Annotated in this window: 20 protein-coding genes and 1 pseudogene; 9 read left to right on the top strand and 12 right to left on the bottom strand. The window is 69.3% G+C overall.

Translation table 11 applies throughout. The annotated features are described in order from the left end of the window. Nucleotides 1–50 precede the first annotated feature (50 nt). Nucleotides 51–857 (bottom strand): phytanoyl-CoA dioxygenase family protein, encoded by an 807-nt coding sequence (locus tag ACIP89_RS37215; RefSeq protein WP_401933429.1) that lies wholly within the window; start codon nt 855–857, stop codon nt 51–53. A gap of 119 nt (nt 858–976) precedes the next feature. Between ACIP89_RS37215 and ACIP89_RS37210 the strand changes: the two genes are divergently transcribed. Continuing rightward, nucleotides 977–1,840 carry a GyrI-like domain-containing protein gene (locus tag ACIP89_RS37210; protein WP_402118902.1) on the top strand — a complete coding sequence of 288 codons (864 nt, stop codon included), beginning with the start codon at nt 977–979 and terminating at the stop codon, nt 1,838–1,840. A 28-nt stretch (nt 1,841–1,868) separates the two neighbouring features. On the opposite strand, the pseudogene ACIP89_RS37205 reads toward ACIP89_RS37210, so the two are convergent. The 3 genes and pseudogenes from ACIP89_RS37205 to tap all read right to left on the bottom strand — a co-directional run. Further along, nucleotides 1,869–2,059: pseudogene (locus ACIP89_RS37205) on the bottom strand (thiamine pyrophosphate-dependent enzyme); the annotation flags it as partial. 162 nt (nt 2,060–2,221) lie between these two features. Next, nucleotides 2,222–2,776: a telomere-protecting terminal protein Tpg gene (tpg, locus tag ACIP89_RS37200; protein WP_401933435.1), complete on the bottom strand. Its 555-nt coding sequence runs from the start codon at nt 2,774–2,776 to the stop codon at nt 2,222–2,224. Nucleotides 2,777–2,780: 4 nt separating this feature from the next. Continuing rightward, complete coding sequence (tap, locus tag ACIP89_RS37195; RefSeq protein ID WP_402118901.1) at nt 2,781–4,901, bottom strand: telomere-associated protein Tap; 2,121 nt, start codon at nt 4,899–4,901, stop codon at nt 2,781–2,783. A gap of 299 nt (nt 4,902–5,200) precedes the next feature. Here tap and ACIP89_RS37190 point away from each other — a divergent pair, with 299 nt between their 5' ends. Then, complete coding sequence (locus ACIP89_RS37190; RefSeq protein WP_401933440.1) at nt 5,201–5,422, top strand: hypothetical protein; 222 nt, start codon at nt 5,201–5,203, stop codon at nt 5,420–5,422. A 39-nt stretch (nt 5,423–5,461) separates the two neighbouring features. Here ACIP89_RS37190 and ACIP89_RS37185 read toward each other — a convergent pair whose 3' ends face one another. From ACIP89_RS37185 to ACIP89_RS37160, 6 genes are all read right to left on the bottom strand, one after another. Continuing rightward, nucleotides 5,462–5,779 (bottom strand): hypothetical protein, encoded by a 318-nt coding sequence (locus tag ACIP89_RS37185; RefSeq protein ID WP_401933443.1) that lies wholly within the window; start codon nt 5,777–5,779, stop codon nt 5,462–5,464. A 455-nt stretch (nt 5,780–6,234) separates the two neighbouring features. Then, entirely contained in the window at nt 6,235–6,624 is a 390-nt protein-coding gene (locus tag ACIP89_RS37180) for a DUF6009 family protein (protein ID WP_024490465.1), read from the bottom strand. A 151-nt stretch (nt 6,625–6,775) separates the two neighbouring features. Then, a complete protein-coding gene (locus tag ACIP89_RS37175; protein WP_402118899.1) occupies nt 6,776–8,323 on the bottom strand; it encodes a phage/plasmid primase, P4 family in 1,548 nt (515 codons plus the stop codon). Next, nucleotides 8,320–9,348 carry a bifunctional DNA primase/polymerase gene (locus ACIP89_RS37170; protein ID WP_402118928.1) on the bottom strand — a complete coding sequence of 343 codons (1,029 nt, stop codon included), beginning with the start codon at nt 9,346–9,348 and terminating at the stop codon, nt 8,320–8,322. Before ACIP89_RS37170 ends, ACIP89_RS37175 begins: the two co-directional genes overlap by 4 nt. 787 nt (nt 9,349–10,135) lie before the next feature. Continuing rightward, nucleotides 10,136–10,756 (bottom strand): hypothetical protein, encoded by a 621-nt coding sequence (locus ACIP89_RS37165; RefSeq protein WP_401933448.1) that lies wholly within the window; start codon nt 10,754–10,756, stop codon nt 10,136–10,138. Then, nucleotides 10,753–11,679: a ParA family protein gene (locus ACIP89_RS37160; protein ID WP_402118897.1), complete on the bottom strand. Its 927-nt coding sequence runs from the start codon at nt 11,677–11,679 to the stop codon at nt 10,753–10,755. The genes ACIP89_RS37165 and ACIP89_RS37160 overlap by 4 nt, the downstream gene beginning before the upstream one ends. A gap of 3,418 nt (nt 11,680–15,097) precedes the next feature. On the opposite strand from ACIP89_RS37160, the gene metF reads away from it, so the two are divergent. The 6 genes from metF to ACIP89_RS37130 all read left to right on the top strand — a co-directional run bounded on the left by metF (nt 15,098) and on the right by ACIP89_RS37130 (nt 22,081). Then, the gene (metF, locus tag ACIP89_RS37155; RefSeq protein ID WP_402118894.1) at nt 15,098–16,003 is read left to right on the top strand and encodes a methylenetetrahydrofolate reductase [NAD(P)H]; all 906 of its coding nucleotides are present in this window, start codon (nt 15,098–15,100) and stop codon (nt 16,001–16,003) included. Between the two features lie 38 nt (nt 16,004–16,041). After that, nucleotides 16,042–16,188: a hypothetical protein gene (locus ACIP89_RS37150; RefSeq protein ID WP_402118892.1), complete on the top strand. Its 147-nt coding sequence runs from the start codon at nt 16,042–16,044 to the stop codon at nt 16,186–16,188. Between the two features lie 929 nt (nt 16,189–17,117). Next, the gene (locus ACIP89_RS37145) at nt 17,118–18,218 is read left to right on the top strand and encodes a bifunctional DNA primase/polymerase (protein ID WP_402118926.1); all 1,101 of its coding nucleotides are present in this window, start codon (nt 17,118–17,120) and stop codon (nt 18,216–18,218) included. Further along, entirely contained in the window at nt 18,218–19,729 is a 1,512-nt protein-coding gene (locus ACIP89_RS37140) for a phage/plasmid primase, P4 family (RefSeq protein ID WP_401933478.1), read from the top strand. Before ACIP89_RS37145 ends, ACIP89_RS37140 begins: the two co-directional genes overlap by 1 nt. Beyond that, nucleotides 19,726–20,127, top strand: a complete 402-nt coding sequence (locus tag ACIP89_RS37135; protein WP_401933462.1) for a DUF6009 family protein — start codon at nt 19,726–19,728, stop codon at nt 20,125–20,127. Before ACIP89_RS37140 ends, ACIP89_RS37135 begins: the two co-directional genes overlap by 4 nt. A 421-nt stretch (nt 20,128–20,548) precedes the next feature. Beyond that, nucleotides 20,549–22,081 carry an FAD-dependent monooxygenase gene (locus tag ACIP89_RS37130; RefSeq protein ID WP_402118890.1) on the top strand — a complete coding sequence of 511 codons (1,533 nt, stop codon included), beginning with the start codon at nt 20,549–20,551 and terminating at the stop codon, nt 22,079–22,081. Here ACIP89_RS37130 and ACIP89_RS37125 read toward each other — a convergent pair. Continuing rightward, the gene (locus ACIP89_RS37125; RefSeq protein WP_401933467.1) at nt 22,078–22,746 is read right to left on the bottom strand and encodes a ScbR family autoregulator-binding transcription factor; all 669 of its coding nucleotides are present in this window, start codon (nt 22,744–22,746) and stop codon (nt 22,078–22,080) included. The genes ACIP89_RS37130 and ACIP89_RS37125 overlap by 4 nt on opposite strands. 216 nt (nt 22,747–22,962) lie before the next feature. Between ACIP89_RS37125 and ACIP89_RS37120 the strand changes: the two genes are divergently transcribed. Further along, nucleotides 22,963–23,859: an NAD(P)H-binding protein gene (locus ACIP89_RS37120; RefSeq protein WP_402118888.1), complete on the top strand. Its 897-nt coding sequence runs from the start codon at nt 22,963–22,965 to the stop codon at nt 23,857–23,859. Here the strand turns inward: ACIP89_RS37120 and ACIP89_RS37115 are convergent. After that, nucleotides 23,845–24,807, bottom strand: coding sequence for a ScbA/BarX family gamma-butyrolactone biosynthesis protein (locus tag ACIP89_RS37115; RefSeq protein ID WP_401933472.1), 963 nt, complete (start codon nt 24,805–24,807; stop codon nt 23,845–23,847). The genes ACIP89_RS37120 and ACIP89_RS37115 overlap by 15 nt on opposite strands. Nucleotides 24,808–25,548: the final 741 nt, after the last annotated feature.

The following is a 25,548-nucleotide window of genomic DNA, read 5'->3' as shown; positions in this document are numbered from 1 at the left end:
GCCTCCCGTCCGGTGGATCAGGGTCGGACAGGTCCTTGTGCTCCGACCGCTCAGGGTCGCCGAGTTGGTGGGCACCAGCTGCCGGAGGTGTCCTGTCCCAGGCCCCGGCGAATCGCGGTCTCCACCGGTGAGTACGCGCCGTCGGCCCGCTCCGGTTCGTACGGCGCGGCCGGGATCAGCGGCGGCTGGGCCATGAAGCGCGGCCGCGTCCCGTGGTGCGGCTGTGCCGCGTGCACCAGGAACGGATGGCACAGGAAGACGTCACCCGGGGAGCCGGTGGCAAGGGCGAGCGGCCGGTGGGCGGACGCCGCTACGAGGTCCGGCGCGATCGCCAGGCCGTTCGCGCCCTCCTCCCCGTACGGTTCCAGCACCTTCGGCACGTCGAGGTGGGAGCCGACCCGGATCCGGGTCGGGGCGTCCTCCTCTCCCACCTCGCTGAACAGGAACAGCATCAGCAGGGCCCGCCCGCGTGAGCGGAGATTGGTGAAGGGCCAGGTCTCGCCCGCCACCTCATAGCTGCCCTCGATGTGCCAGCCGGCGTCGTCGGGCTCCTCCTCGTGCGGGAAGCGCAGCGGGAAGGTCCCGAGCGAGTACCGCGGTTCCCAGCGCCCGGCCCCGGCCAGCAGATCGTACGCCCGGTGCAGGGCCGGGGAGTTGGGTGCGGCGGCGAACGGGCCCTGTGCCATCCCGCCGACCCAGTGCACGGGCTGTGTCCACGTCTCCGGGTCGTCCGGGTCGCAGCCCGTCTCCCGCCACAGCAGCCGTGCGCAGCTTGCGGCCACGCGGGGTGCGACGGCGCCCTCCAGCTTGACGAAGCCGTCGCGGAGGAAGCGGGATACCAGGGTCGTGTCGTCCATGCCGTCAGCGTGCCGCACCGTCCGTCCCGGACACCCGACACTTGCCGCACCGGTTTTCTCGGGTGCGCTGTGCGGGGCCCCGCCTGGTTGAATCGCTGTTCGAGATCTTGGAGGCGAGCGTGCTGGAGCGGCTCAACCAGGCCATGGAGCAGATCGAGCGGGAGCTCGACGGCTCCATCGACGTCGGCGAGCTGGCACGGGTCGCGGCCACCTCGCAGTACCACCTGCGGCGGATGTTCTCGGCGCTCGCGGGGATGCCGCTGTCGGAGTACATCAGGCGCCGGAGGCTGACCGTCGCGGGCGCGGAGGTGCTGGCCGGTGAGCGGACGCTGCTGGAGATCGCGGTGCGGTACGGATACGGCTCGGGAGAGGCGTTCGCGCGGGCGTTCCGTACGGTGCACGGCGTCGGCCCCGGCGAGGCACGGCGCACCGGCGCGGAGCTCAGCTCCCAGCCCCGGATGACGTTCCGCCTCATCGTCGACGGGAGCAGCAGCATGCGCTACCGCGTCGTGCACAAGCCGGAGTTCACCGTCGTCGGGGCGAAGACCCGGGTGCCGCTCGTGCACTCGGGGCCCAACCGGGCGATCATCGACTTCGTCCGCGGGACCGGCGACCGGGCAAGGGGGCTGCTGGAGAAGCTGTCCGACCAGGAGCCGCGCGGCATCCTCGCGGTCTGCGACGGCCTCGATCCCAGCCGGGTGGAGGGCACGGACCTCGACTACTACTACGGGGTCGTCACCCTGGCGGCCGCGCCGGAGGGAATGGCCACGCTGCCGGTGCCGGCCGGGACATGGGCGGTCTTCACCACCTCGGGGCCGGCGCCGGAGGCGATCCAGGTGCTGTGGCGGGATGTGTTCACCGAGTGGTTCCCGTCGAACCCGTACCGGAGCCGCCCCGGGCCGGAGATCCTTCGTACGCGGATGTCGGAGGACGGCAGCGAGGCGGACGCCGAGCTGTGGCTGCCGGTGGAACGGGAGGCCTGACTGGATCCCAACGAGGCGCGTGATCTTCCCGACCTCGGAGGTGGGGGCACTGGCCCTTGGTGAGCCCGTAGATCTGGTTGTTGAAGAGGAGGATCTTCAGGTTCACGTCGCGGCGCAGGGCTGGATGAGGTGGTTGCCGCCGATGGACAGCGCGTCGCCGTCACCGGTGACCAACCAGACGCTCAGGTCCCGGCGGGAGGAGGCGAGCCCGGTCGCGATCGCCGGGGCCCGGCCGTGGATGGAGTGCTGAAGCCGGATTGGACGCTGGGGGGGGCTTCGCCCCGGGCCCTCGGCACCGTTGACTGAGCGGCATTGTCGGCGCGGCCGGGGAACGCCCTCGACCAGCCTGGCCCGGCGGTCTGCCGGCGTGCTGGTCCCTGTTCAGTAGTCCAGGTCCAGGTAGTCGATGTCGTTGATCTCCACGTCCGACAGTCCCGGGGCGCGGACGCCACCGTCCTGGAAGTAGATGGTCCTGAATCCGTCGGCGATGATCCCGCGCATCTCCTGATCGTCGGCTCCCGCGCCGCGGGCCTCGAACAGCCGTTGCGCGTAGCTGCCGGGCAGACGGACCGTGAGGCGGCGGAAGCGGCCGTCGTCGGTGGTGCCGATGGGGGCGGTGTAGCCGAACCGGGCCCGGGTCTCCACGGTCATTCCGGTGGTGGCGGCCTGCTGGTGCCGCCGTTTGCGGACCTGGGGCTGCCAGCGGGACAGCACGGCTTCCTCGATCTTCAGGGCGATGTTCCTCGGCGGGTGCTTCCGGGCGCCGCGCCGGTAGCGGTTGACGGAGTCGGCCGTGATGCCGAGCTCCGCCGCGACGGCCCTGGCGGTGCCCAACTGGCGCAGCAGGTAGTTGATGCGGCCCTTGAGGGTCTTGGGCGGCTGCCGGGTGAAGGCTTCCCGGTCGGCGCGTTCGATGGCGTCGTCGATCTCCCTCACGGCGCTACTCCCCTTCGTCCAGGACGGCGTCGCCGCCCTTGATGTGGCGGGCAGGGTTGAGGTCCTTCTCCATCAGGTCGACCGCCCACAGCATCGACTGGACGCCCTCCAGCTTCGCCAGGCCCGGGGTGGGGCCGAGCCGGAAGCCGCCGGGCTGCGGCTTGCCGGACGCCGCATAGGGGAGGAAGCCGAGCGGGCTGTCGCCCGGCGAGGGGTAGACGACGCAGTCGGAGAGCACAGCGAGCGGATACAGGCCCGTCATGCGGGCCATGTTCTGCAGTTTGCGGTGCATGTTGACGCGGGCCTTGCTGATGACGGCGGCCCGGATGTCGGGGCGCCAGGTCGGCCGCTCCAGGGAGGGCCACCGGTCGCCCTCCTTGTAGGACTTGCCCTGCGGGCGCTCCCTGAGTTTGCCGACGCCGCCCTTCACCGTCGCCTTGATCGCCGACAGGACGGCGGCCAGGGCCGGGTCGACCTGCTTGTGCCGCTCCATCGCGGCGAGGAACTGGCGGTCGTCCAGGTCCCGGGTCACGCCCAGGTCCGCCAGGGTGTCGACGTACGCCGTCTTGAGGCGGTCGTGCCACGGGTCGAGGTACGCGCCGGTCTCGCGGCGCAGGTAGGCCTCGACCGGGTGCACGTCGTGCCCGAGTTCCTGGGCGTAGGCGACCGTGTGGGTCTGGTACCAGGCCGGCCCTGTGGGGCGGGTTCCGTCCGGGGTGAACGGGCTGGGCAGGCGCGGGTCGGGTTCGATGTGGGAGAGGTCGACCAGCCAGCTCCCGGGGATCTTCGGGTTGAACTTCGGGGCGTCGAAGTGATCGGGGGCGGAGAGGCCGACGACCAGTCGGGCCGCGGCCGCGAGGAACGCCGTGTTGAGGTCGAGGCCGACCGCGTACGGCAGGGTGCACTCCTCGTCGGTCAGGGAGTCCACCGGCCGCACCCATTGGTACGCCTCCTCGTTCAGGAAGCCGCCGGTCCAGCCGCTGTTCACGACGACGGGGTGTTCCGGGGTGGCTTCCGGCGGCGCCGGGTCCATCGGCTCCGTCCCCAGCGAGCCGGCGTTGTAGCCGGATACCCAGTTTCCGGTCTCCGGGTCCTGTACGGCCTTCGTCGGCGGGCGCAGGGCCGTCATCAGTTCCAGTCCGGAGACCGCGGTGGAGCCGCGCGGGGTGATGACGCGCTGGGCGTAAATGCCGAGGACGCGGGCGATGTCGGCCGGTTCCATGTCCGTGACGCCGGGCCAGGACCGCTCGTCGAGGGCGTCCCAGGAGAGGAGCGCGAGCTGCACGCACTGCCGGTCGCGGCCCTGGACCTTGCGGTAGATCCGGGCCCACGGGCCGAATCCGCGCCGGGTGAGCCGCCATCTGGCCTTCGCGATCTGCTTGACCACGGGGTGGTCCTCCGGCAGGCGCAGGGAGCGGCGCTGTTCGTGGCCTTCCAGGTGTTCCGGCAGTCCCAGTTTCACGGCGGCTGTCGCGGTGAGCGCGATCAGCGGGTCGGAGTCCTTGCCGTAGCGGTTCAGCCTCGCGGCGCCGAGACCGGATTCACTGAGCGTCCACTCCACGAGTTCCGGGACCGTGCGGGCGGGGCAGTCGAGCACGATCCCGTCGGCACCGTACGCGGAGCCGTCGCCGTCCAGTACGGCGAGCGGGCCGTGCGGGAAGCGCGGGTCCTGGGCGGGCTGCGCCGCCTTCTTCACCGCCGGGCGCCGCGGGGCCGCGGGGGCCGCTACGGGGGCGGCAGCCGTACGGACCGGCTGTTCCGGCGCGACCGAGGCAACCGGCTCCGGTGCGGGTGCGGGTGGGGTGGGCTCCGGCGCGGGCGGCTGCCGTGGGGTGACCGGGGTGACCGGGCCGGGCTGGGGGGTGGCAGTGCCGTGGGCGGGGTACTTCGCCGCCCAGCCGTTCAGCAGGCGCTGGTAGGCCTCCAGGCGAGGCGACCTCGGCTCGGAGCGGCCGTTCTCGTAGTTCTTGACCGACTGTGTCGTGGTCTTCAACGCGGTGGCGAGGCGGGCCTGGGTAATGCCGGCGGCCTCCCGGAGGCGGGCGCGCTCCGCAGGAGGCGGGAGCTGCGGCTCCTCGTCCAGCAGTGCGTCGATGTTCGCGAACAGCTCTTCTTCGGATGCCATGTGGTGGATCTCCTCCCGCGCCGACACCGTAGCACTTTTACCCTGGGCTTTATCCCATTTTTTAACCCGTTCCGACTTCTGTCCCGTTGAGGTGCTGCCCTCGCGCGCCCGACACCTCGGTCACCGCGGCGATCTGCCGGGCAGTGCGCGCACCGGGCCGCGCACACATTGGTCATCGGGCGAGATCGTCGCACTCGTACCAACTCACCTACCGGCGCGCTGGGTTGCCCGTACCGTGAGCCTTCGCAGCGGCTCTGCGCCGATCCGGGACAGGCGCATCAGCCCCAGGATGAAGACGCGTGTCGAATACGACGCGCCCCTCCCGCACCCGGCGGTCGGCCGGCCGACGGAGCCGTGATGCTCATACCCGGCCATGCCCGCATGGCATCGAGGCCGGAGGCAGCTGGGACCAGCTGGAGCTGATCGCGCTCGCGGGCTCGTTCGCGCTGCTGTCCCGGCGCCGCGGCGACACCTACCTGAAACTGGCCCTCGCCGGTGTCATCAGCGGCCCGCACCACTGAGCGGAGCGCGGTGCGGGCGTAACCCGGTCCGTGCGCGGTTCAGGCGGCCGGGGACGGCACGGCGGCGACAGCGGTGGGCCTGGATCCGGCCGGCACCAGGAAGTCGCGGTACTCGCTGACCTCGCCCTGCGCGTCGAAGCGGAACTCCGCGATCAGGCCACGTACGACGGGACCGCCTGCGAGCGTGATGCGGGCGGTCACCCGGTCGTTCTCCGCGATCACCGACTCGTGGCGCGCCCCGTGGTGGCCGGCGGAGAGCAGGGCGCGGGCCAGCGCCTTGTTGCGCTCCTGGACGGCCTGCGTGCTCAGCAGCCGGGACAGGGCTCCGCACATGGAGTCATGTGGTGTTGCGTCCATTCCAGGACCTCCTGTCCCTTCGGCGCACCACCGCGGGCACCGCTTCCCGACCGTGTCACACAGGGGTCGAGCGCCGATCGAGCGCTGGTACAACCGGTGCCGCGTTCCCGGTCGGGTCCGTGCCGCGCCCACTTCGGCCGGACACGACTTCCGTCGCCCACGTTGGAGCGGAGCACCGGGCTGGGGTGCCCTGTGTGCGCTCCGGCCCCGGGCCGTCCATTCCTTCCGCCGGCTGGACGGCCCGGGTTCAGGTTGTCCGGCCGCCCCGGGCGGCGGGGCACGCCGACCGCACCCCGGTGATGGCCGTCGGCCTGCAAGGGGCGAGACCGTTCACCTCGACCATGACGGGCCCCGTGCGGTCTCCGTGGCCACATCGCCGCGCTCCCCCGCAGCACATCGCGAGCGCGTCGTGACCCGCCGCACGGGTCACGGGACATCCGTGCGTATGCGGCGGCTCAGGAACCGGCCGGGACTATCTCCGCGGTGCCCTGCGACCGGCTGGTCTTCTCCCCCACCTCGCCCGGCGCGACCGTGCGCGGGTCGACCGCCTCAAGGGGCGAGCCGACCTTGTAGGGGCACTCGGGGTCGTCGGGCCGGTTGGGGCGGTCGTGCGGCAGCAGGTAGAACGTACGGCGGGCGAACAGTCCGCTGTCGGCGCTGCGGGGCGCCTTCGGGGCAAGATTCGTATAGCCGATGAGCCGGCCGTCACGCTCGTACCGTGGCTTGCCCTTGCGGGTGTTGACCTTGTCCAGCGCCTGACGGACGTAGTCGAGGCCCCTCGGGTCCTCGAGCCACACGATCTCGACCTCCTGGGCGACATCGCCTTCCTGGGGCAGCGCGCTCATCGGCCCTCCTGCGGGTGGGTGGCCGCGAGTCGGCCTGGCGGTGTGTCGTTCAAAAGGCTTGTGCCCGGTCCGGCGGTGCGGAACCGTCCGGGGCAGCCGCCCCTATCGTACGGTCGCCCGGCAAGAGCGGGCAGGACGCATGGCGTTGCTGTCATCGGGCGCCCCCTCCATGCGCGCCGTCGGGGAGCAGCGCGAGACCCGGGTAGAGCTTGGTCGCGTTATTCTTGATCATTTCGGCGGGTGAGGCCAGACCCAGTTCCTGACGGATGCGGCCGGCGAAGGCGCGCGGCGTGGAGGAGCGGATGCCCTCGTCCGAACACCAGCGGCCGTAGGCCTCGTACAGCAGCTTCTGCTCGACGCGCAGATCGCGGTCTCCCTCGCCCTTGGTGCAGCGTTCGGTGAGGAACCGCCCGATGTGGTCCTCCGTGGTCTCGTACGCGGCTGTCGCGACCCGTACGGAGGCGGGACCGGTGAGCGGGTCCCTGGTGGCCAGGTAGCGCTGGGCGCCTTCGATGAGCCACTGCAGAATGCCGGGGCCCTCGTCGGCGACGAGTTCGGCGGCGAGGTTGTCGATCTTCCGCTCGTCGGGAACGCGCCGTTCGAAGGGGATGATGCGCATCCGGCGCCAGAACGCGTGCCCGCCCGTGCCGACCTCCGGGCGGTGGTTGCCGAGCAGCCAGAGTTTGTGGGTGGGAGTGAAGGTGAAGAAGTTCTGCCGCATGCGCCGGGCGGTGATGGTGTCACCGCCGGTGAGGAGCTTGACGCGGGCCTCGTTGAACTTGTCGTTGGGCTTGAGTTCGCTGCACACCACGATGCGCCGGCCGTGCAGTTCGGTCAGCTCGGTGGAGTGTTCGGTGAACTTGCCTTTCTCCATGAGGAATCCGGGTGGGGCGGCGTTCGCGTAGTCCCCCAGGATCTGGGTCATGACCTCCAGGAGCACGGACTTGCCGTTGGCGCCGGAGCCGTACAGGAACGGCAGGACCTGGGCACCGACGTCACCGGTGATGGAGTAGCCGAGCAGCAGGTGCAGGAAGCGGGTGGTTTCCAGGCCCTGGTCGTCGTCGCCGAAGGTGTCGCGCAGGAAGCTGTCCCACCTCGGGACCGGCGTCTTGAGCGGGGCGACGGTGGTGGCGCGCGAGTGCATGTCGGTGAGCGGATTGGGCTTGCGCAACAGGCCGGTGCGCAGGTCCACCACGCCGGACGGGGTGCACAGGGCGTACATGTCGCCGTCGAGGACGTCGGGGTACAGCCGCAGGCTCGGTGCTGCCTGCGCCTGGAACAGGAGGGCCTTGACTCCGGCGGTGGACTCCGAGTGACGGCGGTGCCCGGCCAGTTGCCGGTCCATGAAACGGCCGGTCGGGTCGTGGTCGGCGTACTGCTCGGCCATCTCCCCCGCGGCCCAGACAGCGGCCTCCTCGCCGCCGGTGAGCTTCCACCGGTACCTGTCCCAGGAGTGCCAGCCCATCCCGATGACGTACCGGAAACGGTCCCGGTACAGCCGCGCGAACAGCTTCGCGTTGCCGCGGTCGGTGAGGGCGGTCGGCAGCAGTCCGGCGGGCTCCGCAGGGTGCTGGGCGGGCCCCTCGTTCTGCTGGGCGGGGAGGCTGGGCTGCGGCAGGTCCAGATCGAGATCGAGGCTCTGCTGATGAATCTGCCTGGCTGCGGCTTCGGCATCGAAGCGTACGGGCTCGACGCTCATGAGCTTCCTCGCGGGTGGAGCGGGCGCTGAGCGCCGGCGGACAGAGCGGATTCGATGACCATGAGATTGCGGCGTTCCTGGTGCGGTCGGGCGGTACGGGCAGTCTCCGCAAGCAGGCTGCGCGCCTCGGCCCCGGACAGGTGGCCGCCTTCGACAAGGCCGCCCGCGGTGTAGGCGGCCCGGTTGAGTTTCTCGGTGAAGCTGGCTCCTTCGCTGACGGTTCGACAGGCGGCGACCTCCGCGAGCAATGGCTCCAGGAGCCGTTCCGCGGCCCTTGTGGCGGGCCGTGAGCGGCGTGTGGGGGCCGCCGGGATGCCGGGGGACGTCCGGGAAGGGCTGACGGCCTCCGGGACGTGCCCTGTGCGTTTCAGCTCGGCCGCCAGCCAGGCGGGCAGCGGGGCCGGCTGCCGGACTGCGCTCACGGGGACGTAGTCGCCTGCGTTGGTACGGACGCCGGGAGCCACGATGTAGCCGTTGTCGGAGCGGACGTCGACCTGCCAGGCCAGGGCCGTCCGCGGGCTGGATCCGGTGGACGAGCGGTAGCGGGTCGCCGGGTGCGGGTTGCGGTACCAGATGTGCAGCCCGCCGGACGGGGTCCGCACCCGCAGGGTTGTCTCGTCGGCAGCCGGGTCCTGCTCGCCACGCAGGGCGGCGAGCAGCGCCAGCGTGTCGAAGCCCGTGGCCAGGCCCGCCAGGTCCACCTGGGGGCCGATCGGGATGCCGGGCAGCAGCCGGGCCCTCTCGGGCACTTGGGCCGCGTGGGAATCGACATCGAGGATCACCAGATCGGCGGGGCCGCATGAAACCCCCACCCCGAAGCGGGGCTGCGCGCTCCACCAGGCGTCGATGAGCCCGGGGGCCGTGGTGGCCGCGTGGAAGCCGTGGCACCAGCGGCCCGCGGCCCTGCACGGGCAGGTGGCCGGGGCGTGGTGTCCCTTGCAGTCGGCGCAGTTGGCGGGCGGCGTCTTCTGTGCCGGGGCGAGCGGGTGTACCGGCCAGCCCGCGCGGGCGCACCAGCGCGCGATCGTGTGCCCGTCCGCCGGCCGGGGCCGGGAGGCAGCCGGCGGGGTGGCCGAGGCGTGGTCGGGCAACTTTTGGTCCTTGTCGGGCTCTTCGCGTGCGGGTCTTGTCCGTCGCCTCCACAGACCCCGCGCCGACGGGACTACGGGACTGAAGGGACTGAGCTTTCGAGTCAGCCGAGACAGAGCGTAGCCCACCCCCCGGAGGGCTCAGCGGGGGAAAACCGCGTGTCGCGGAAAATGAGTCCCGTCAGTCCCGTTCCCTCGCCGGGCGGAGCGGCGCCCCGCGTTTCGTTCAGTCCCGTGAGGGGCTGAACGCTTCAGTCCCGTTCGGTAAAAGTGCAGGTCAGAGAAGTATCCTGCAATCCAACGGGACTGACGGGGCTGGACCTCGTAGTTATCAGCTGTGTAAGAAAATATAGGAACACGCGTGCGCACGCGTATGAGGCATGTTTCTTTATGTAGCTGATAACTACGAGGTCCAGCCCCGTCAGTCCCGTTGTTCTCCGGGAAAACGCTCTGACCTGCAGTTTTGTGCGGGGCTGAACTGCGGGGCTGAACGGGACCGGAGTCTCCGGTCCCGTTCAGCCCCGCAGTTGCCTGTCCCGGGACAGCGGGACAGGTTTTCCCTCTTCGAGGACGGCCCGGCCGCTCCCCCGCCCCCTCCGGGACCGGGCCGGAGGCCCTCCCCCATCGCCCGCTGTGGGCCCGCCTGCGGCGCCAGGACGCGGCTGTGCGCCGTACGTCCGGCGGACCCGGACACACGGCGCACAGCCGGCCGGCGGGGCGTTTCTCAGGCGTCCCTGCGCCCGGGGAGGTACTGGTCGAGGACGACCGCCAGGAACTTGGTGTGGTCAGGGAGCCCGGCCTCGGTCACCAGGCCGTCGATGACCGCACGCTGAGCCCTCGTCGGCTTGTACTGCAACTGAACCGGACCGAGGCCCCGCAGGTCCGTGTTGTTCGTCGCCACGGCGAAGAGCTTCGACTGGAACTTGGGCGCCCGCCGTGCCTCCTCGACGACCTGCGTGAGCCCCTTCTCGACAGCGTCCTCCACGGCGAGGAACACGATCTGCGTATGGGTCAGGTCGCTCTGTTTGCGAAGCTTGCGGAAGCGGTTGGCCACGTTCGTCGACACGTAGAACCCGACCGGCTTGGCGGTGTCCGCGTCGGAGACCGGCGGTGCGGGCTCCTCCACGAGCTCCTGGGTGGGCCGGGGTACCGCGGGAGGCCGCGGTACGGCCACCCCCGGCTGGGCCGTCGGTACGGCCTGCGGTGCAGGGCTCGGTGGGGCCGCCCAGCCGGCGAGCGCGCCGGACGGGGCGGCCCCACCGCTGAACAGGTTGCCGACACCCTCGTCCGACATGCTCTGCTCGTCGTCCTGGTCGGAGGTCTTCTTGTTCTTCGGCGGTGTCATGCCGCGGCATCCTTCCTGAGCTCCAGAGCCCTGGCGAACATCTCTTCGGTGAATCCTTCGTAGTCCGAGTCGAGCCCCACCACGGTCTCGGGAACCGAGCGATCGCCCGCCACGCGCTGATCCGCCAACTCGTGGACGAGAAGGCCTCGTTTCCGCACCAGCCGAGCCACCGACTCGGTGTGCCCGATGAGGTGCTTGAACATGTGGGCTTCCTCGCCCAGCACCTTCTGCACCTGACGCCGCACGTCGGCATGGATGCTGCTGTAGTTCCGCCCCGTGTCGAACAGCAGTACGCCGAGGAGTGCGATGTGCGGATTGATGTGGCTGAGGAACTTGACGTAGGAGAACTCCAGGCCGATCTGCGCGAGGCCGTCCTCCGCGCCACCGTCGCTCTTGACCGGGATGACCAGCCACCGCGCGGCCGCGAGGGCGAGGCGCTGGAGCGACGGGTTCTCCGGCGGGGTGTCGAGAATGATGATCTGGTACCGATGGGCGATCGGCAGTAGACACATCAGCAACCGCAGATACGCGTGCGGCCCTTCCTTGGCCAGAAGCGTGTGGAAGAAGATGCCGAACTCGTCACCGAGGGCTGGACCGCCCAGGACGACGTCGAGGTTCTCCCGCACGTTCTCGACCGGAGTCAGGGGCGCGCCGGTACGCAGCGCCTCGATGAGCCCCGCTCCCCCGTCGTTCCAATCGGCCCGCTTGTACCCGAGCTCGCGTGCGATGTTGCCCTGGGCGTTGCAGTCGATGATGAGCGTCCGCAGTCCGCTGCGAGCGGCCTTGCCCGCAGCGTTCGCGGAGACGGAGGACTTACCGACGCCTCCCTTGCCGTTGCCGAACATGAAGATGTGCGACAACGACTCCCAGGGGATGCCGGCGAGCTGCGTGTCAGTGGCAGGCGCTTCGAAGGGACTGGCCATGGATCCTCTCACTCTTGTTGGGGCCCGCAATCGGGGTATGAAACGCCCCTTTTGCTCTGGTACTGATGGTCAAGACTTCGCTCAGAACGATTCTGCGCTCCGAAGCGGCCCTTAAGGGCGTCAGGTAGGGCCCTGAACCTGCCGATCGGGGCGCCAGAACGTCCATCAGGCCCCGTTGTCCCAGCTCATCGGCATATCTCGGGTTGGCAGCGCAATAGGTGTCGCCGCCTGTTCTGATGTTGCTGTCACTGCTGGTACTCACGCGTTCTGCTTCGCAGCTTGGCGAGTTGACTGTCCAATGAAGAGATCAAGAGACGTCTCCATGTGGACAGTTACCTCCAGAGAAGTTTTGCGAAAGGGAGGAGCACAAGTTATCACGAAGATCAACGGCTCAGCTGCCTGACACACGAACGAATCAGCGTCCAGGCACAGGTACGGGCAGACATGGCAGCCCGTTTGGCAGGTAGCCGGTCGGCCTGCTTCAGTACCGACCCGTCCAGCTGGTTCCATGCCTGCCTGTGCACTTGCACGCCAAGCTACCTACAGGCCTGCCTGCGGACCCAGTTGCCTACGGGCGGACAGGCAAAGTGGCATGCCGGTCGGCACTCCGGCTGTTCGTCCCGCATGCCAGAAAACCTCACCATCAACACGCGGGCAATCCGCGGGGCGGACTCTCCAGCCCGTGAGGCTGCGTACACGACGCCCTGCCGGTGGTCCCGCAGGCTGCCATGTACGCATGTCTACAGCGAGGCCTGCACGCTGTTGCACTTGAACGGAAGCATGCGACGGTACGTGCGTACCGGCTTCGCGCCGGACCCGCACACGGGCCTCTGAGCCAGCACGCAGGCGGCCCGGCATCCCAGTGGACGGGCAGACCGGGCATCCGGCAGCGCGGCCATCAGGCACTCCTGTCGGCACCTGCGCAGTCCTACCGACACGAGTGCCCCTTATCAGGCTCACCTGAGTGTCCGCTGCCCCACCTATCTGCTTCTCTGCCTGGCAACGCATGGCCAGACAGACCTACTGCCTTGCGTGACATCGTGTCCGCTCTCCTCTTTGTGTACGTGTTGAGCGGCTGGCTAGTGAGCCAACCCCCGGTCCCGTGTACACAGCTACAGGGGGACGAGCAGGTATACCTGCGCACATGCAGACCACTCAGCGTGCAAGTGGGCGGGCAGGCACGTCTGCCCGCGTATCTGCAAGCGGGGTAACTGGTCGTCGCGCCACCGGAGTGATGTGCGGTCTCGCATGCAGACGCGCCTGTGAACCAGCTGGCAAACAGGCTGTCTTCTCCACGTGAATACAAGGGATGAAGCAGGTCTGAACGAAGGCCTTTGGACATGCGTTGCTCAGGGAAGTGACAGCTACCTACAGACACGCTGCTGTGAAACCGTTGGTACACACTCTTGCCAAGGCTAGGGTTCAGGCCGTGCGTCATGCCTCAACTCCTATGTGTCGACAAGCTTGCGCCAATGTTTGCAGTGTTGTTTGTTTGCCCAGGTCAGAGGCTCTTTTTCGCGTTTCTATCTCTGCATACTAGCGCCATGGTTCTCTCGTGCTCCAGTACCTTCCCATCTGGTGTCGATGAGGTTGGTTGATCGCTGATGCTGTCGGCTCTGCCGGAGGAGTGGTGATCGCAGTTCATGGAAGTCCGAAGAGGGCATCCGTCAATCAATGCGCCGATTCCGGCTACGTTCAGTGGGTGCCGATGTACCGACACGGTAACGCCGTTCGGGAGGTCGTGATGGGTGGCGAGGGTGTACAGAGCGCAGATCATGGCTCATCGACCCCGGTGCCGAACGATCGCGATGAAAGCGAACTCCTTCTGTCCGGCCAAGCGACCTGGCGTCGAGGGAAAAGGAGTCTGCCCAGATGGCCGGCCCTTTGGCGGAGTGAGTCGGGCGCGCAGTGTGGTGACGAGGAATGATCACGGTTCCTCGCTTGGGCGGAGAGTAGGGGAGGTATCCGAACCGGAGGAAGGGCGGATCAGCAGAGGATGGTTCGTCGCGTGTCGCTCGCGTCCAGCCCGGTACAGCGCACGTATTCGATGCCGACTCGCCGCTGTCCGACCGATCGTGGTGGCACGAGGTGAGGCCCCCCGAGATCACCCACAGTCTGCTCGGGGCCGGACATTCCTTGATCATCTGTCCTTCCGAGACGTGATCAGAGCCTCCGGTCCGCTCGCCGCGAGCGGACCGGAAACGCGTCTGTCGGCTTCCGCATGATCTCCCTGGTGGAGTCCCCACATGTGACCCGGCCCTTTGTATCGACACTCCAGGAGTGTCGATACAAAGACCGAGGGAGATGGCTGCCATACGGTTCCGTCGATGCCCGGGTATGGCCTGGAGCCCTGCCCGCGAAGCCGCCCGTGGCCCTCAGTGACAAGGATGGCTGCCCACCTGACGCGGCTCCACCCCCGAGGCTCCAGGTCCCCCACCGCCGTCCAACTCGCCGCTCGTGGAGCAGGGGCCTGCCGGACTCCACGCCGAGGGAAGCGTCGTACACCAGGGGATACGCCAATCTCTCCGGTACCACCACGCGACGTAGAAGGGCGTGGATGACCGCTGACCGGGCGGCAACCGGCAGACGGCCCGAGCGCGGTGCCGCCCGTCGCTGCCGGGGACTCCGTGACCATCCGTCGGCGTACCGAGAGCGCGGCCGCGAAGCCCGTCTTCGCGCTGCCGCCGAGGACACGCTCCCCGGTCGCATCCCGCAGCGAGCACAACAGCTGATCCCGCACGGGGGAGTCGAGCGAGAGCGGGAACCCGGAGAGCACGGTCCGGCCCACGCTGCCACCTGCGCGGAGCCACGGATTCCCTTCGTGTCCAGCGGGTCGCACCGCCCGGCAGAGTCTCTGCGCCGGTCCTCAAACAGTGGCCGTCTCTATCGGACCGCCACCGATGGAGAACTGTCGGAGCACCGCGTGCGGTGGCAGCCGAGGCACCTCCAGGCCGGCGGGGTGCCTCCCCCTGGACGGGGAGAAGGCCTGTTCGGCAACGCGCCTCATGGGCCGGTGGGGGAGGGGCGCTCCGGCCCGGTGCCGGAAACGGTGAGGGAGGGCGTCCGTTCGACAGGGGCCCGCAAGGGGTCGCTGGAGCCCGGGAAACCCGGTTCTCGCGTGACGGCGGCTTCCGGGAGAACGGCTCTCACAGAAGTCGTTCAACTTTGTACAATCTGGTGCGGGGGCACGTTGCCCCGACGAGGTGCCCGGGACCGGTCCCGGGCTCCGGGCTCCGGGCCCCGGGCACCGGGCGGAGAACCCGGCCGCACAGGGCGTGCAGGGTCGTAGCCCCTCCACGCGCGTTCCAGCGCTGCGCGAAGGATCCTCGTGCGCGGGGCCGCATGGTGGAGGATCCGAGCGATCGAAGGAGTCCCGTGCGTATGGCGGTGACCGGAACCATCGAGATCAGGGGCCGACATGACGATGCTGCGTGAGGCCCTCGACCGGCCCGCCCCCTCGTTCTCCTTCGAGTTCTTCCCGGCGAGGACCCCGGCCGGTATGCGCGCACTGTGGCAGGCCATCCGCCAGGTCGAGCGCCTCGGACCGGACTTCGTCTCCGTCACGTACGGGGCGGGCGGCTCCTCTCGGGAGCGCACCATCGAGGTGACCAACCGGATCGTCGCGGAGACGACGATGCGCCCGGTCGCCCATCTCACCGCGGTCGGCCACTCGGTGGCCCAGCTGCGCCACATCATCGGCCAGTACGCCGATGCCGGTGTGCGTGACGTCCTCGTCGTGCGCGGGGATCCGCCCGGTGATCCGAACGGACCGTGGATCCCGCACCCCGACGGCTTCCGGTACGCCCACGAACTGGTCTCGCTCGTCCGGGAGCTCGGTGATTTCAGCATCGGGGTGGCGGCCTTCCCCGAACGGCACCCCCGCTCGCCCGACTGGGAGAGCGACATCAGGCACTTCGTCGCCAAGTGCCGGGCGGGCGCCGACTACGCCCTCACCCAGATGTTCTTCCAGGTCGAGGACTATCTGCGGCTGCGTGACCGGGTGGCCGCAGCGGGCTGCGACATCCCGATCATCCCGGAGATCATGCCGGCCACCGACGCCCGCCAGATCAGCCGCTTCGCCGAACTGAGCGGCGCCGCGTTTCCCGAGGACCTGGCACACCACCTGAATGCCGCCCGCGAGGACCCGGCGCTGGGCTACCGGATCGGCGTCGAGTACGCCACCGCGATGGCCGAGCGGCTCCTGGCCGAAGGTGCCCCGGGGCTGCACTACATCACGCTCAACCGATCGACGGCGGCGCTTGAGATCCACCGTGCCGTGACCGGTTCGAGGAGTGTCCGGCGAGTGGAGATGCTCCATGGCTGACCCTTCACCGACCTGGACCTGCTGAGACGGAGGATCACGTGCAGGACATCAAGAAACAGGACGTCGGATTCGGATTCGTTCACGAGGTAGTGGACTTCTTCCCGGGCTGGACCCCGCCACTGCGGCTCGCGGGCATCGACGAGGACGACATCGCCGAGCCGCACGTCGTCCGCGGTATCGACTGACAGCCGGACCTGTACCACGGACCTGTACCACGGGCCGGGCCGACGGCGTCGTTGACGTCCGCGACAGGAACGCGACCTGGCCTCAACTCGGCGGCCCTGGTGCGCAGTCCGGCGGCTGCGCGGAGGCCCCGAGCTCCTGACGAATAGCCGACCGGTACGGGCCGGTGCCGGTCGTACTCATCGGCCTCATCGGCGCCGTGATCCCCCTGGCCGGCGAGCGTGCTGACCAGCTTCGGCACGGGCCCCACGACGATGACCAGCGTTCCCCTCGTCCTGGCGGGCCTCGGCCGGAACTTCGGCGTGGCCGGCACCGGCCACGTACTGCCTTCCGCCCGCTGAAGTGGCGGAGGCCTTTGCGCCGGGGCTCCGGGATCTGACAAGCGGAGCGACCGAAGCGACTCTGAACCCCGGTTGGGCCTTCGTCCCGCGTGCCCGGTCCAGGGGCGTCGTGCCTGACCGCCCTGTCGCGACAGGGCGGTCGTTCCGCTTCAGTCGCTGGCCACCTGGATCCCAGCGACTGAATCTGAGCGACCGAAGAACTTCTCAGTCGCTCGCTCAGAATCTGTAAAATCCCAGTTCAGAGCAGGTTGACAGAAGGAAAAGCGACCGAAGCGACCGATGGGTCGGGTATATGAGGACATTCGCGTGTGTGCGTGTGCGTTATATATAGGTGCGTTGAGTCGCTTCAGTCGCTGTTTTGGGATTTGCAAGCTCCTGACCTGCAATCTTTCAGAGTACTGGAGCAGCGACCGAGACCGCCAGAGTCGCTGGCGTTCGGACGCCTCGGTCGCTGATGGCTTCTCCGGCGGGCTGACAGCTCTGTCCCTGGACATGACAACCCCGTTTCCGGCCCGGAGAACCCTCGGCCGCAGGGGCTTCGATAACCTATGTTCGTCGTTGAGTCGCTTTGGTCGCTGATGGGGGTGCGCATGGCTCATGAGCTGGACGTTTCAAGCAGCGACTCAGAGCAGCCCGTAGCGGGGCCGCCGAGTATCGCGATTGCCAGGTGGTGTGCGAGCCGGGGCTGGCCGGTTCATCCGCTGGCTCCTGGACGCAAGACGCCCACGGCGAACTGCGAGGCGTGCCGGCAGCCCGGCCACGTTCGCAACGGGTGCGCCTGCCTCCTGGCCGGCCGTTGGTGCCATGGCTTTCACGCGGCCACTCTGGACTTCGCCCGCATCGAGGAATGGTGGTCCAACCGTCCCGGTCTCGGGGTCGGGGTCGCCTGCGGACCCGCCAACCTCGTGGTCATCGACATCGACGCGCATGGACAGCCCCCTCCGGACCGGGACCGGCTGCTGCCGGGCATCCCGATTCCCCGCAGCGTGGATCTGAGCGGACTGGCCAACGGATTCCACACGCTGGGCGTACTGGCCGCTCTGCGGGGCGAGGTGAGTCCGGCGGACGACGAAACGACCCTGCGGGTACGCACACCGTCCGGAGGCCTCCACGTCTGGTACCGCGCCCATGGCAGCCACCGCTGGCAGTGCTCCACCGGGTCCAACAGCCCCCGGGCCCTGGCCTGGCAGGTCGATGTGCGGGCCCATGGCGGGTACATCGTCGTTCCGGGCACCACCACGGCCGCCGGGACCTACACGCCGGTCGGTCCGACCCGCGAGCCCGCAGCACTTCCGAGCTGGCTGGCACAGGAACTCGCCCGTACCGGGCACCTCCCGCCCGCTGACGTGCCCGCTCCGCGCCCTGTCCCGCCCAGGGCCCGCCAGGCGGTCATCGCGGCGGGCGGAGGCCGTGACGCACACGTGGGGGCCCTCTCGCGGGTCCTGGGCGAGGTGACGGCCTGCGCGGCCGTCCCGGAAGGCGCTGCCTTCTCCACGAAGCTCAACCGGGCCGCGTACACCGCCGGGGGGCTGGTCGCCGGCGGTCACCTCTCGGAGGCGGCCGCCGAGCAGGCGCTGAGAGCGGCCGCCGAGCAGGCCCGCCCCGGTCAGGACCGCCGTTCCGGAGCCATCATCCGCAGTGGCCTCGACGCCGGACTGCTGCGCCCGCTGTCCCCGGGAGGCCGTGCGTGATCTCCGGGGACGACAACGCCCTTTTCGACGCGCAGGCGGTCGCCGCGCAGATCCTCGCGCAGCCCCCCGTGCCGCTGCCCGCACAGGGAGGCGAGACCACGGCCGGCCGGCCCCCGGCCGGCGAGGCGACAGCGGCGGGGCTGCTGCCGGACACACTCACCGACCGCGGCAACGCCAAGCTGTTCGTCAAGCTGTACGCCAACGACTACCGGCACGTACCGGGCCTCGGCTGGTACCGCTGGGACAGCACCCGCTGGCAGATCGATGAGGATGACACGGTGATCTGGGCCGCGGGGGACCTGGCCGAGAGCATCGCGGTCACCGATGCCCGCGGTGTGCACACCGGCGCGGCGCTGCACCGGCACCGCAGCCGCGCCCTGAGCACCAGCGGCATGAACGCGATGCTCACGCAGGCCAAGGCCGCCCCCGGCATGGTGCTCAACGCCGCGCGGCTGGACGCCGATCCGTACGCGCTGTGTACCCCGGCCGGCATCGTCGATCTGCGCACGGGGCTGATCCGGAACCCTGACCCGGACAAGGACTTCCACTCCCGTTCCACCAGCGCGGCACCGCAGGCCGTGGCGACGCCGCGCTGGCACCGGTTTCTCACCGACACCTTCGGCGAGGATGCCGACGGCGCGGAGATGGTCGATTTCCTGCACCTGCTGCTCGGCTACTCCATCACCGGGGATGTCGGCGGCCAGGTCATGCCCTTCCTTTTCGGCTCCGGCAAGAACGGGAAGTCGGTCCTGCTCGATGTCCTGATGAAGCTGCTCGGCGACTACGCCGACGCCGCCCCGCCGGGCTTCCTGATGGCCCGTCCCTACGAGGGGCACCCCACCGACCTGGCCGAGCTCCACGGCCGGCGGGTCATCGTGTGCAGCGAGGTCAAGCCCGGGGACAAGTTCGACGAGGCCAGGGTCAAGCTCCTGACCGGTGGCGACCGCATCAAGGCGCGCCGCATGAGGCAGGACTTCTTCAGTTTCGAGCCGACGCACAAGCTCTGGCTGCTGGGCAACCACCGTCCCGAGGTCGGCACCGGCGGCTTCGCGTTCTGGCGGCGCATGCGGCTCATTCCGTTCGAACGAGTCGTCTCCGACGACCGTAAGATCGACAACCTGGCGGACATCCTCGTCACGGAGGAGGGGCCGGGCATCCTGAACTGGCTTATCGAGGGCGCCCGTCGGTACCTGGCCGGTGAGAAGGTCCTGACCGGCCCCGAACGGGTTCGGATCGCCACGACCGCCTACGCCGAGACCGAGGACCACACGGGGCGCTTCATCAGTGAATCCTGCCGGATCGACGGGGGGTTGAGAGTGGAACAAGCCACGCTCTACGCGGCCTATAAGTCCTGGTGTCACAATGAGGGTGCCCCGGCAGTCTCGTCCCGAGCTTTTGCGGCCAGGGTCCGTGAAGCGGTCGGACTGGCATCACCCAAGGAAATGATCCTGTCCAACCAGCGGAAGTACTACCCGGGCATTGGACTGTTCGCTGATCAGGAGACAGCATGAGCGCCCTCATCGCAGAGGACGAGATCAGCCACGAAGTCGACTTCGTCTGGCTTGAGGACATCGGTGATCTCGACTACGTACGACAGAGCCTCGACCGGCTGCCGACCCGCCGGGGGAAGCCCGCCTACCACCGGGACGGCCGGATGGTCGGGTACACCCAGCTGGGGCCGCAGGCCAAGCCGTCGCGCTCGTCCGGTACGTTCCGACGCAGGGTCTTCTGGCTGCTCCCGCACGACCGTGACAGCGCTCCTGACGGCCTGTACGCCACCGGAGCGCCCGCAGAGGGTGTCGACCCGCGCACGCTGATGCCGGGACACAAGGGGCGCAAGACCGCGCGTTCCGAGGGAAGGCCCCCTTCCCTGACGGCGCAGGAAACAGGCACGACCCTCCCGCTGTAGCCGGCAGGCCCCGGACGGGGTATCCGGGCCGCGAGGGACGCCGGGGGCAGGGCCGCGCGCCGGCACGGGCGACCGGGCATGTGTCCCAGGCGTTCCGGCTCCTGAGCCCAGGCGAGCCCGGGTAACTCGCCCGTCCGGGGAAGCAGGCCGATACGTCGCTTCGGCGGTGCTCCGAGCCCTGCTCCACCATGGAATATGTCCCATCCCCTTGCCCATGAGCCGCCCCGGCCTCCCGCGATGAGGCTCCTGATCCGGAGCTGAGGGAGAGGCGTTGCAAAGAACCGTCCAACCGGTATATTTCTCGACGGAGAGGTGTTCCGCGAGAAGAACGGGGCGAAGCCCTCTCCTGCGTTTCCGTATGTGGTCCGTTGATGACCAGGGGCGTGGGGACGCTCCGGGCGCAAAGAGGGGGAGGCCCAGGATGACTGGCCGAATATCTGCACAGGTGATGGTGGTCGGGGGAGGACCGGTCGGCATGCTGGCCGCGGCGCAGCTGGCCGCGCAGGGCGTGGACACGGTGGTCCTCGAATCCGAGGCCGCCACCTCGGAGAGACCCAAGGCCACCACGCTCCACGCCAGGGCGGTTCAGTGTCTGGCCCGGCGAGGCTACTTCTTCGCACCGGCGTCCCGGCCCGACGGCCGGACAGCCACCATGCCCTTCCACTTCGCCGGCATCCCGGGCCTGTCCATCACGGCCCCGGAGGCGGAGCCCAACCCGATCTTGAAGTGTCCCCAGGTTGAACTCGAACGGCTCTTCGAGAGCCGGGCGCGGGCCAACGGTGCGCGGGTGTTGCGCGAGCACCGGGTGACGGAGATGGCGCAGGACCGCGACGGGGTACGGGTCACCGCGGAGACCCCGCAGGGGCGTCGGACGTTCACCCTGGCGTACGTGGTGGGGGCGGACGGTGCCCGCAGCACGGTCCGGGAGATGGCGGGAATCGCCTCCGACGTCAGCACGCCGACCATGTCCGCGATGATGGGCCTGGTCCGTATCCCGGACGATCAGGCGATCCCGGTGGGCTGGCACCGCACGCCCAGGGGCTGGCTCATCGCCAAGAAGGGCTCCGACGGCCACACCCTCGTCCACACGCTCACCCGTGGAGATGGTTCCTCCAGCCGGCATGTCCCGCTCACCCTGGCCGAGTTGAGCAGTCAGGTGTCGTGGATCGTCGGACACGCGATCACGATGACCGCCCCCCGCTGGCTCAGTCGGTTCAGCGACTTCACCCGGCTCGCCCGGACGTACCGCGCCGGACGTTTCTTCCTGGCCGGGGACGCCGCGCACGTGCATTTCCCGATCGGTGGGCAGGGCCTGAGCACCGGGGTGCTGGACGCCCTCAACCTGAGCTGGAAACTCGGCCTCGTGGTGCGGGGTGCCGCGGCCGACGGGCTGCTCGACACCTACGGCCTGGAGCGCCGGCCCGCGGCCCAGAAGGTCATCGACAACACGCGTGCCCAGGTCGCGCTGATGGGTCCCGGTACCGAACTCGACTCCCTGCGGACGCTGCTCACCGGGCTCCTGGAGTCAGGCAGGGGCAATGACTTCCTCAGCGGGATGATCAGTGCCCAGGACACCGTGCTTCCCGCGAGCCCGCGCTATCGGTCCCCGCACGAAGGAACCTTTCTGCACAACATCGAACTGGCCACCGCCAAGGGCCCGTCGGACCTGATCGGACTGCTGGGGGAGGGCGGCGAACCCCTCCTGCTGCTCTTCGGGGAGGGAGGCAGGCGCTACGCGGACACGGCGCGGGCCTGGGAGCGGTCCCTGCGTGTGGTCCATTGCCTGCCGACGCGCTCCGTGCCCTTCTCGGCGGTACTCGTGCGCCCCGACGGATATGTCGCCTGGGCGTCGGACGGTGGCGGACCGCTGGCCGACGCACTGGCGGCGTTCTTCGGGATGGACGCGCGCCCGGGGCCGATGGCGGCCCCCGGGCTGGAAACGGTGCCGGCCTAACCGACCGGGATACCGGCCTTCTCCTCGAGTACCTCGGTCAGCTCGGTGAAGACCGCCACTCCTCGGGTGCGTGAGATGTCCACCGCGGCGAGGACGGACGCGAGCACCACATTGGGCAGCAGGTGACGCAGCAGGGAGCAGACCCGCTCGGCGAGGTCCTGGTACTTGCTGAGCGCCTGCGACATCGCCTGGACGCCGGCGAAACAGCCCACCAGGACGTCGGAGGTTTCCCGGGGCACTACGTGCGGGAGGAGCTCGCCCTGGGCCTGCGCCTGGTCGAGGAGCCTGGTCAGGACCGCGCCCCAGTTCAGGAAGGGGCCGCTGCGGTCGAGGTCGTGCGCCTGCTGGTCCAGGGACAGCCGCACGCCGGCGCGGACCATGGGGTCTGTCTGCAGCCGGTAGGCGTGCAGCATGATCACGTCCACGAGCTCCTGCGTCTTGCAGGCACGTTCGGGGACACCCAGGCGCTGCTCCTGCTCGCTGAGCACACCCTGGGCCAGCTCTTCCTTGGACTGGAAGTGGAAGTACAGGGCCCCCTTGGTGACTTGAGCCTCGCTGAGTATCTCGGCGATCGTGGCTGCCTGGTAACCGTGCTTCTCGAACACGTTTGCCGCTGCCGACAGGATCGTCTGACGTGTACGGATGGCTCGATCCTGCTTCGCCACTCTCGCCTCCTCCATTTACGTGACTACTGCATCGAAGACACCGTAGCGCATGAAAAAAACCGGCTAGTATGTATCTTACAGTGATCGGCGCCCGCAGCGAATGGGGGGAGAGCATGATCGACTCACATCGCGGAACCGGAGCCACCTCGAACCCTGGCGCGGCGGTCTGCTTCCCCAGCCCTGTCGGGAAGCCGGGACGGAGAGGGAGGGGACCCGATGATTCTGGTGACAGGTGCGACAGGGACGGTCGGCCGGGAAGTGGTGCGCGCCTTCCCGCCCGGCGTGCCGCTGCGTCTCATGACCAGGAACCCGGAGGGCGTCACGGTCACGCGGCCCGAGGTGGAGGCCGTGGCCGGGGACTACGCCAGATCCGACTCGCTGACCCGGGCGCTGCGCGGGGTGCGGAAGGCCTTCCTCGTCCCGAGCCGGGTCGGCGGTGACGAAGGCGCCGTCTTTCTCCGGGCGGCGCGGGCGGCGGGTGTGCGCCACGTCGTCGCGCTCTCCGCGGCCTCGGTCACCGATGCGCGGGCCGACGACCTGATCACCCGTTGGCAGCGTGACAATGAGGAACTCCTGCGCCGGTCCGGGATGGCCTGGACCCTGCTGCGGCCCCGTTCGTTCATGTCCAACTGCCTGTCGTGGGCGGGGACGGTCCGTTCGGATCGCGTCGTGCGGGCTCTGTACGGGACGTCGGCGAACGCGTGTGTCGACCCGCGTGACATCGCCGAGGTGGCGGTGCGGGCGCTCACCGAGGACGGACACGAGGGCGCGGCCCACACGCTGACCGGGCCGGAGGCGATCAGCGCGGCCGAACAGACACGGCTGCTCGCGCGGGTCCTCGGGGTGTCGCTGCGTTTCGAGGAACTGGCACCGGAGGAAGCGCGCGCCGCGCTGTTGCGCCGCCACCCGCCCGAACTGGCGGAGGCGTTGCTGAGCAGTGCGCGGCGGCAGCGCGACGGAGCCAAAGCCGCGGTGGGAAGCGGGGTCCGCGAAGTGACGGGCCGGCCCGCCCGGTCGTTCGCCGAGTGGGCCGGGGACCATGCCGGTGCCTTCGCCCCGAGGCGGCCTCATGAGGGCGAGGGCATCGGCATGGTCCGATCAGCTCTCGGGTGACAGCGTCTTCACCGTGGAGGTGAACACCAGGTCCCCGTCCTGGTGGGCTGTCACCAGGACCGACTTCTCGACGCCGGCCGTACCGGGCAGGTGCTGCGCCTGGATCATGCAGGGCGTGTCCAGTTCGGCGTACCGGTGGAACTCGCTCACGATGCCGATGGGCAGCATCGCGGAGCTGTCGAGGGCCGCTGCCGCCGCCTGACGGGCTGCCTCCAGGAGCACCATGCCCGGCACGTGGTCGACCGGGTGGTCGAAGAGGACGTGGTGGCGGGTGTCGGCTCTCAACTGCCAGCGGTTCGTCTCCCCGGTGGGGGAGAGCACCACGTCGATGGGTGACATGCGCCCGACTCTCTGCGGCGAGGCGGGGGCCATGAGGGGGAGCCGGGGCCGGCCCTCGGCGGTGCAGCGGTCTCCCCGGAGCCTGCGGTAGACGGCCGGTGTGGTGCAGGTGAAGGCACCGCCTCCCCGTACGGCCGGCTTGCCGTCGCGGTGGATCACCGCTTCGTAGCGCAGTCCGGTCAGGGCGCTGCCGCGCCGCTTGACCTCGGTGCAGGTGACGTCGATGTCCAGCGACGCGGGTGTGCCGCCGATGAGGACCTGGTCGGGCTCGACGGCGTACTCCAGGTCCCACATCAGGAACTGGTGGCCGAATGGAACACCGAACTCCGCGTGCGCGAGGAGCGAGCCCACCTGACGTATCGTCTCCGCCGCCAGCAGCGGGTCGTGGTGTGCGCCGATGGGGCTGAAGAAGCTGTGCCCGCGGGGCCACTGGGCCGTCACCTTGAAGTGCTCGTCATCCTCGCGCTTCCAGTCGGTGAGCATGACCTCGGCGACGGCCGCCCGGTGGACGAACTCCTTGGGCACCGTGGTCGTCAGCGACGGGAAGCGGAACAGGGGAGGCGCGATCGACGACCCTGACCGGGTGTCCCGTGCAGATGCCTCGTTCATGAGCGGGTGAGCAAGCTGGATCGTTGCTGCAGTCATCTTTCCCCCAAAACAACGGTAACGAAAACCGGTGAGCCCCTCGCGGGACACCAAAGATACATACCAACCGGTTTAATTTCTACCGTCCTTTGGTACTCGGCAGAAGCGAAACCGCGAGCTCCGCTTGCGACTGTGATGACGCCTTCACATCTTGCCCCCGGGCGGGGAACGCCCCCCGCGATCGCCGCTCGACCGCCGCTCCAGCCTGCTGTTCCAGGGTTTCCTGATGAGGAAGGGGGCTGTCATGAGTGGATTCGGCGGTGCTGCGGCCGGGGTGGCGCGAGTGGAGCGCGGTAGGGCGAACCAGGACGAACTGAGCGCCCTCAACGAGGCTCTGCTCTCGGTGCTCGCGCGGAATCGGGCCGTGACCCGTGCGCGCGGGGGTGGTGCGGAGGGTCGTCCGGCCGCGTGGCGGCGCTGGGAGCAGGCCCCGTACAGGGCGCCGCAGAGCTGGCGTTAGTGCGGCTGAAGGCACGTTTCTGCAGCCAGGCTGCCCTCCGGCAGAAAACCGCTTAGGTGGTTTGTTACGCTTAGTTCAATGCCGAGAGGCAACATCGAGAGGGGCTGTGGCATGTCGGTGGGGAGGCTCGCCGGGTCCGGTGAGCCGAGCGACACCCGTGGCCGTGTGGCGGAGCTGCTGGCGCTGCGTGAGCAGGCCCGGCGCGGGCCGAGTGACCGGGCGACCGAGGCGCAGCACGCGAAGGG

Source organism: Streptomyces sp. NPDC088730 (assembly GCF_044751215.1).
In the GTDB taxonomy this organism is placed as follows: Bacteria; Actinomycetota; Actinomycetes; order Streptomycetales; family Streptomycetaceae; genus Streptomyces.
This window is presented reverse-complemented; position numbering and strand designations above follow the sequence as displayed.

Bases quoted from the DNA above. Each gene is read 5' to 3' on its own strand.
- ACIP89_RS37215 (WP_401933429.1), bottom strand. From the start codon at position 857: ATGGACGACACGACCCTGGTATCCCGCTTCCTCCGCGACGGCTTCGTC.
- tap (WP_402118901.1), bottom strand. From the start codon at position 4,901: ATGGCATCCGAAGAAGAGCTGTTCGCGAACATCGACGCACTGCTGGAC.
- ACIP89_RS37115 (WP_401933472.1), bottom strand. From the start codon at position 24,807: ATGAACGAGGCATCTGCACGGGACACCCGGTCAGGGTCGTCGATCGCG.
- ACIP89_RS37175 (WP_402118899.1), bottom strand. From the start codon at position 8,323: ATGAGCGTCGAGCCCGTACGCTTCGATGCCGAAGCCGCAGCCAGGCAG.
- metF (WP_402118894.1), top strand. From the start codon at position 15,098: ATGACGATGCTGCGTGAGGCCCTCGACCGGCCCGCCCCCTCGTTCTCC.
- ACIP89_RS37120 (WP_402118888.1), top strand. From the start codon at position 22,963: ATGATTCTGGTGACAGGTGCGACAGGGACGGTCGGCCGGGAAGTGGTG.
- ACIP89_RS37180 (WP_024490465.1), bottom strand. From the start codon at position 6,624: ATGAGCGCGCTGCCCCAGGAAGGCGATGTCGCCCAGGAGGTCGAGATC.
- ACIP89_RS37135 (WP_401933462.1), top strand. From the start codon at position 19,726: ATGAGCGCCCTCATCGCAGAGGACGAGATCAGCCACGAAGTCGACTTC.
- ACIP89_RS37145 (WP_402118926.1), top strand. From the start codon at position 17,118: ATGGCTCATGAGCTGGACGTTTCAAGCAGCGACTCAGAGCAGCCCGTA.
- ACIP89_RS37185 (WP_401933443.1), bottom strand. From the start codon at position 5,779: ATGGACGCAACACCACATGACTCCATGTGCGGAGCCCTGTCCCGGCTG.
- ACIP89_RS37160 (WP_402118897.1), bottom strand. From the start codon at position 11,679: ATGGCCAGTCCCTTCGAAGCGCCTGCCACTGACACGCAGCTCGCCGGC.
- ACIP89_RS37165 (WP_401933448.1), bottom strand. From the start codon at position 10,756: ATGACACCGCCGAAGAACAAGAAGACCTCCGACCAGGACGACGAGCAG.
- ACIP89_RS37130 (WP_402118890.1), top strand. From the start codon at position 20,549: ATGACTGGCCGAATATCTGCACAGGTGATGGTGGTCGGGGGAGGACCG.